The sequence below is a fragment of the Pantoea sp. CTOTU46764 genome, assembly GCF_031974595.1.
GTDB classification, from domain to species: domain Bacteria; phylum Pseudomonadota; class Gammaproteobacteria; order Enterobacterales; family Enterobacteriaceae; genus Pantoea; species Pantoea trifolii.
Map to the genome: position 1 here is coordinate 23,971 of NZ_DALYOQ010000014.1, position 6,000 is coordinate 29,970.

At 57.5% G+C, this 6,000-nt stretch carries 5 protein-coding genes; 2 read left to right on the plus strand and 3 right to left on the minus strand.

The features are described from left to right. Positions 1–26 precede the first annotated feature (26 nt). Complete coding sequence (malQ, locus tag RTM06_RS07330) at positions 27–2,081, plus strand: 4-alpha-glucanotransferase (protein ID WP_312181036.1); 2,055 nt, start codon at positions 27–29, stop codon at positions 2,079–2,081. Between the two features lie 39 nt (positions 2,082–2,120). Here the strand turns inward: malQ and nfuA are convergent, their stop codons facing one another. After that, the gene (gene nfuA, locus RTM06_RS07335; protein ID WP_008107927.1) at positions 2,121–2,696 is read right to left on the minus strand and encodes a Fe-S biogenesis protein NfuA; all 576 of its coding nucleotides are present in this window, start codon (positions 2,694–2,696) and stop codon (positions 2,121–2,123) included. A 58-nt stretch (positions 2,697–2,754) separates the two neighbouring features. After that, entirely contained in the window at positions 2,755–3,432 is a 678-nt protein-coding gene (gntX, locus tag RTM06_RS07340) for a DNA utilization protein GntX (protein ID WP_312181038.1), read from the minus strand. 35 nt (positions 3,433–3,467) lie between these two features. Here gntX and bioH point away from each other — a divergent pair, with 35 nt between their 5' ends. Further along, positions 3,468–4,238, plus strand: a complete 771-nt coding sequence (gene bioH / locus RTM06_RS07345) for a pimeloyl-ACP methyl ester esterase BioH (RefSeq protein WP_312181040.1) — start codon at positions 3,468–3,470, stop codon at positions 4,236–4,238. On the opposite strand, the gene RTM06_RS07350 is transcribed toward bioH, so the two are convergent. Then, on the minus strand, positions 4,222–5,907 hold the full coding sequence (locus RTM06_RS07350; RefSeq protein WP_312181042.1) for an alpha-amylase family glycosyl hydrolase: 1,686 nt from the start codon (positions 5,905–5,907) through the stop codon (positions 4,222–4,224). The genes bioH and RTM06_RS07350 overlap by 17 nt on opposite strands. Positions 5,908–6,000: the final 93 nt, after the last annotated feature.

Genomic DNA, 6,000 nt, shown 5'->3' on the forward strand with positions numbered 1-6,000 from the left:
GCGACCCTACAAATTTCGGAGAAGCAATGACGCTTAACAAGCTGGATCAGGCGGCACAGGATGCTGGCATTTCGCTGCGCTTTATTAATGCGCATGGCGAGTCGGAAACTATCAGTGATGAGACCAAACGCGCGTTGCTGGCGGTCATGGAAACGCCCACCGGCAAAGCGCCACCGCTGCCGCCGGTGCAGGTCTTTGCCGCACGCAGCAAACGCCAATTGACGCCACAAGGCAGCGGCACTTTTTCCTGGCAGCTGCAAACCGAACAGAGCAAAAGCTTCAGCGGCGAGGTGCAGGGCGGCGAATTGCTCACGCTGCCGCCGCGTCTGTCACAAGGTTATCACCTGCTCACATTGCGCAAAGGCCGCCAGCAGTGGCAGACGCGCATTATCATCGCGCCGCGACGTTGCTTTATCCCCGAATCCATCGAGCAAGGCGAGAAACTGTGGGGCGCGCTGGTGCAGCTTTACACGTTGCGATCGGATGACAATTGGGGCATCGGTGATTTCGGCGACTTAGCGCACATGCTGGAGAAGGTCGCCGATTATGGCGGTGATTTTGTCGGCCTCAATCCTTTGCATGCGCTTTATCCTGCACAGCCAGAAAACGCCAGTCCTTACAGCCCAACCTCGCGCCGCTGGCTCAACGTGTTGTATATCGACGTTAATCGGCTGGAAGATTTCCAGCGCAGCCAGTCAGCCCAGCGTTGGTGGGCAAGGGCGAAAACACGCCAGGCGCTGGAGCAAGCGCGCGCGGCCGAGTTTGTCGATTACAGCGCAGTGGCCGAACTGAAATTGACCGCGCTGCGCTTTGCCTGGCAGCGCTTTCAGCCTCGCGCCGCTGACGATGCTTCGTTCCAGCAATTTATCGTCGAGGGCGGCGATCATCTGCGTTATCAGGCGGCGTTTGATGGCATTCTTGCCGAGCGCAGCCAGCAACATCCCGATGAATGGGGCTGGGCGCACTGGCCGGAAGGCTGGCGCAATGCCTTGTTGCCGGAGGTGCAGCAATGGTGCGCGCAGCACGAGGATGAGCTTCAGTTCTGGAGTTGGTTGCAGTGGGTAGCGCAAGAGCAGTTCGCCATCTGCTGTCAGATCAGCCAGCAACTTGGTATGGAAGTGGGATTATATCGCGACCTGGCGGTCGGGGTGGCGCAGGGTAGCGCGGAAACCTGGCAGGATCCGGAGCTTTACAAGCTTGGTGCATCCGTCGGCGCGCCGCCGGATCGTCTCGGTCCGCAGGGACAAAACTGGAGTTTGCCGCCGCTCGATCCGCATGTGATGCGCGCGCGTGGCTATCAGCCGTTTATCGATCTGCTGCGCGCCAACATGCGCGACTGCGGCGCACTGCGCATCGATCACGTCATGGCGTTGCTGCGTTTGTGGTGGATCCCCTACGGCGAAAGCGCGGATAAAGGCGCTTACGTGGCGTATCCGGTGCACGATCTGCTGGCGATCCTCGCGCTGGAGAGTCAGCGCCATCGCTGCATGGTGATCGGTGAAGATCTCGGTACGGTGCCGAAAGAAATCGTCAGCCTGCTGCGCAACAGCGGCATTTTCTCGTGGAAAGTGTTGTTCTTCGAGCAGCACGGCGATGGCAGTTACCGTCAGCCGCACGATTATCCCGCACAGTCGATTGCCAGCGCCAGTACCCATGATTTGCCGACGCTGGCGGGATTCTGGGGATTTAAGGATCTTTCTCTGGGGCACAAACTGGGCTTGTACAAAGAGAGCGTGTTGATTCCCTTGCTGGGAGAAAGGGATAAACAAAAACAGGCGCTGTTAGATGCGCTGCATCAGATGAATACGTTGCCTGCACGCCAAAGTAAAGTGGCCAGCCGAGTATCCTTCACGCCGGTGCTCAATCGCGGCTTCCACCGCTATCTGGCGCAAACAAACAGCGCATTACTGGGGTTGCAACCAGAGGATTGGCTGGCTATGACCTCGCCGGTCAACGTGCCGGGCACGGTAGATGAATATCCAAACTGGCGGCGCAAGTTAAGCGTCACATTAGAAGAGATGTTCAGAGGAAAAGTGCCGGGCTTGCTTACTGCGGTCAATACAGGGCGCAGGAAGCGTTAGAGAACGCGCGGCAGCGTCGGGTCGCTGCCGCGTGCTAAATCAGTAGTACGAGTGTTCGCCGCGCTGGTGCTCGGTCAAATCACGCACACCTTTCAGCTCAGGGAAGGCTGCCAGCAGCTCTTTCTCGATGCCATCTTTCAGCGTCACGTCGATCATCGAGCAACCGTTGCAGCCACCGCCGAATTGCAGAATGGCGATGCCGTCATCGGTGATTTCCATCAGCGATACGCGACCGCCGTGGCCAGCCAGCTGCGGGTTAATCTGCGCTTGCAGCAGATATTCCACGCGTTCCACCATCGGCGCATCGTCAGAGACTTTACGCATTTTGGCGTTTGGCGCTTTCAGCGTCAGTTGCGAACCGAGGTTGTCGGTAACAAAGTCGATTTCCGCGTCATCAAGGTACGGTGCGCTCAGCTCATCAACATAGGCGGACAGTTTTTCGAACTTAAATTCGGTATCAGTCGCTTCTACTGCATCGGGTGGGCAGTAAGAAACACCGCATTCTGCGGTTGGCGTACCCGGATTAATGACGAATACGCGAATCTGAGTGCCATCTTCTTGTTTGGACAGCAATTTTGAGAAGTGCTCTTGCGCAGCATCAGTAATAACGATCATGGCGATTGCTCAATAGTTGACTAAATTACTTGGTTATAATACGCCCAACACCGACGCTCTACAAGGTACGGCACAGGCAACCAATGTGTACGCTGGCCGCGCCTTGCGCCAGCAGGATGCGGCTAATTTCCGCCACGGTACTTCCGGTCGTCACAACATCGTCGATAAGCAGGATATGGCGTCCGCGCACCGGTATTTCAAGGCGAAAGGCAGCGCGCAGATTCTTTTTGCGCGCGCTGGCGCTCAATAAATGCTGGACCGCGCCGTGTCGTATACGCTTGACCCCTTCGCGATATTCACAGCCCAGCCAGCGAGCCAGCGGTTTTGCCAGCAGCGCCGCCTGATTGTAGCCGCGTTGCCAGGCGCGCCGACGATGCAGCGGTACGCTCAGCACCAAATCTACACGCGGCAGCCGGTAATCACGACGCATTGTTAACAATTTTAACAAAATCAGCCGCGCCAGCATCACTCTGAGTGCGGTTACGCGAGAAAACTTCAGCTGCTGCACCCAATCGCTCAGCGGCGGCAGGTAATCGCTGACGCAGCTCAGGGTCTGCCACGGGTGCGGGCGACGCAGGCAGCGCCCGCAAGGTTGAGTTCCGCTGGCCGGTAACCCGCAGCACGGACAGAGTTCCGGCAGGCGCGGAATTTGCTGTACGCAGCGGCTGCACAAACCGTGGCTGGCAATCTGCAGCGGCAGGCGGCATAGCCAACACAGTGCCGGGATTGGTAGCATAGCGACCTCCTTTTCACTTTTCCGGAGTGTAACCGATGAGTTCGCTTTACTGGCACACCGCAGGCACGGGCGATCGCGATCTTGTGCTGCTGCACGGCTGGGGTTTGAATGCCGAAGTGTGGCAAAACATGATTCCGCGACTCAGCCCGCATTTTCGCCTGCATCTGGTGGATCTGCCGGGCTTTGGCCGCAGCCAGAATTTTGGGCCGCTGACCTTAGCGGAAATGGCGCAACAGTTGTTGCCACAGCTGCCCGATCGCGCAGTGCTGCTCGGCTGGTCGCTGGGTGGATTAGTGGCCAGTCAGCTGGCGCTAACCCAGCCGCAGCGCGTTGCAGCGCTGATCACCGTCGCCTCATCGCCGTGTTTTACCGCGCGTGATGAATGGCCGGGCATCAAGCCCGAAACGCTGCAAAATTTTCAGCAGCAGCTGAGTACTGATTTCCAGCGCACCGTGGAGCGTTTTCTGGCGCTGCAAACCATGGGCACGGAAAATGCGCGGCAGGATGCACGCCAGCTGAAAGAGGTGGTTTTATCGCAGCCGATGCCGTCGGTTGGGGTGCTGGAAGGGGGATTAGAGATTTTGCGTCAGGACGATTTACGTGCCGCGCTCGACGATCTGCCGTTGCCGTTCCTGCGCATTTACGGCTATCTCGATGGGCTGGTACCGCGTCGTATCGCAGAAGAACTGGATGCTCGCTGGCCAGATTCATCCTCGGTGGTGATGGAGAAAGCGGCGCATGCGCCTTTCATTTCTCACGCGGATGAATTTACGCAGCTGATCACGGAGTTTACCGCAGCCACATAAACTGCCATGCAGCCAGCGTCAAAGGCTGGCTGCCATCCAGCTTATCCCCGCTAATCACATCCTGCACAAGCCGCGTCAGCGGTAATTGCGTCGTCACCTCATGACTGCTGAGATTAAACACGCATAGCAAACCCTCTTCGCTGTCCGGCTGATGGCGACGCAGGACCAGCAAGGTATTCTCGCTCTCCAGCAGCGTCATCGGGTTATCGGGATGAAATGCGGATTGTCGGGTACGTAGCTGAATCAGTGCGCTAAGGCGTTCATACACCTGCTGACGTAGCGGATTGCCGCCGCTAATCCACTGCTCCATTTCATGCAGGTCGTATTTCTGACGATTGATGGCGCGGTTGTGACCCGCCGCGCGCACGCCGTCGTTATCGTTGCGCGAGCCGAGAATGCTTTGGATGTAGATCGCCGGTACGCCGGGAAACGACAGCAGAATCGCATGCGCCAACAGGAAGCGACGCAGCCGCGTGTCATCGTCATCGTCTTGCTGATTAAGCGCATCAAAATAGGTGACGTTGATTTCGTATGGGCTAGTGGTGCCATCAGCATTGTTCTTGTACGAGACCAGCGCGCCTTCCAGCGCCAAATCGCGCACCAACGCCACAATCTCCACTTCCGACAAAATGCCGCGTGCCGGATTCAATCCAATGCCATCGTGCGAGGCGAGAAAGTTAAAGAAAGTGGTGGTGCCGCCGCCCAAATCCAGCGTGCTGGCCCACTGACGCAGCGCACGTGCCGATCCGGAATGAATGGCGTGCAGCACCAGCGGCGGCAGCGAAAACTGATACACCATTTGCGCTTCATCTTTGCCGTTGCCGAAATAGCTGATGTTGTCTTTATGCGGCACGTTGGTTTCGGTGACGATCACCGTGCCGGGCGCGACTTCATTGGCGATGGCGCGAAACAGCTTCACCAGCTGATGCGTTTTCGGCAGGTGAATGCAGTTAGTGCCCGGCGTTTTCCACATGTAGCCGACCGCGTCGAGCCGCACATAATCCGCGCCTTTGATCAGGTAATCGAGCAGCACATCAACCATGCGAATCAGCACTTCCGGATTGCCAAAGTTGAGGTCGATTTGGTCGGCGCTGAAGGTGGTCCAGATATAGCGCGTTTCGCCGTTGGCCATTGCAAACGGCGTGAGCAGCGGCGAGGTGCGTGGACGCGTCACCGCGCTAAGATCGGTGGCGGGCGGCATGCTGATAAAGAAATCATCCCAACCGGGATCCAGCGCCAGAAAGTGCTGAAACCAGCGGCTGTGCGCCGACATGTGGTTGCAGACAAAATCAAACATCAGGCGCGTCTCGCGGTGCAGTGCGCTGATGTGCTGCCAGTCGCCGCAGATCGGATTGACCTGGTGATAGTCGATAACCGAGAAGCCATCGTCCGAAGAGTAGGGAAAAAACGGCAACAGATGCACCAGGCTGAAAGTGGATTGCAGATGCTGCTGATAAAAACGCGAAAAGCTGGCGAGGGTTGGCTGTTCGGGTTCACGGAACTGATCGGCGTAAGTGATCAGCACCACATCTTTCTCATCCCAGTGCGCCTTGCGCGGCAGTTTTACCGTATCGCGCGCGGCACGAATGTGCGAAAGCAGACGTTCACGTGCCGCGACCGGAAAGCTGCCGTGATAAATCTCATCGATTAAGGCGTTGATAATATCCATTGGATCGCAGGGCCACGCGGCAGGTCATTTTTTCAAAGCGTAGATGGACGAGCAGATTTATCAAGGCGGTATGCGCGCGGAGACGGGATGTCT

Excerpts from the sequence above, each read along its gene's own strand:
- bioH (WP_312181040.1), top strand. The coding sequence starts at position 3,468 with ATGAGTTCGCTTTACTGGCACACCGCAGGCACGGGCGATCGCGATCTT.
- gntX (WP_312181038.1), bottom strand. The coding sequence starts at position 3,432 with ATGCTACCAATCCCGGCACTGTGTTGGCTATGCCGCCTGCCGCTGCAG.
- RTM06_RS07350 (WP_312181042.1), bottom strand. The coding sequence starts at position 5,907 with ATGGATATTATCAACGCCTTAATCGATGAGATTTATCACGGCAGCTTT.
- nfuA (WP_008107927.1), bottom strand. The coding sequence starts at position 2,696 with ATGATCGTTATTACTGATGCTGCGCAAGAGCACTTCTCAAAATTGCTG.
- malQ (WP_312181036.1), top strand. The coding sequence starts at position 27 with ATGACGCTTAACAAGCTGGATCAGGCGGCACAGGATGCTGGCATTTCG.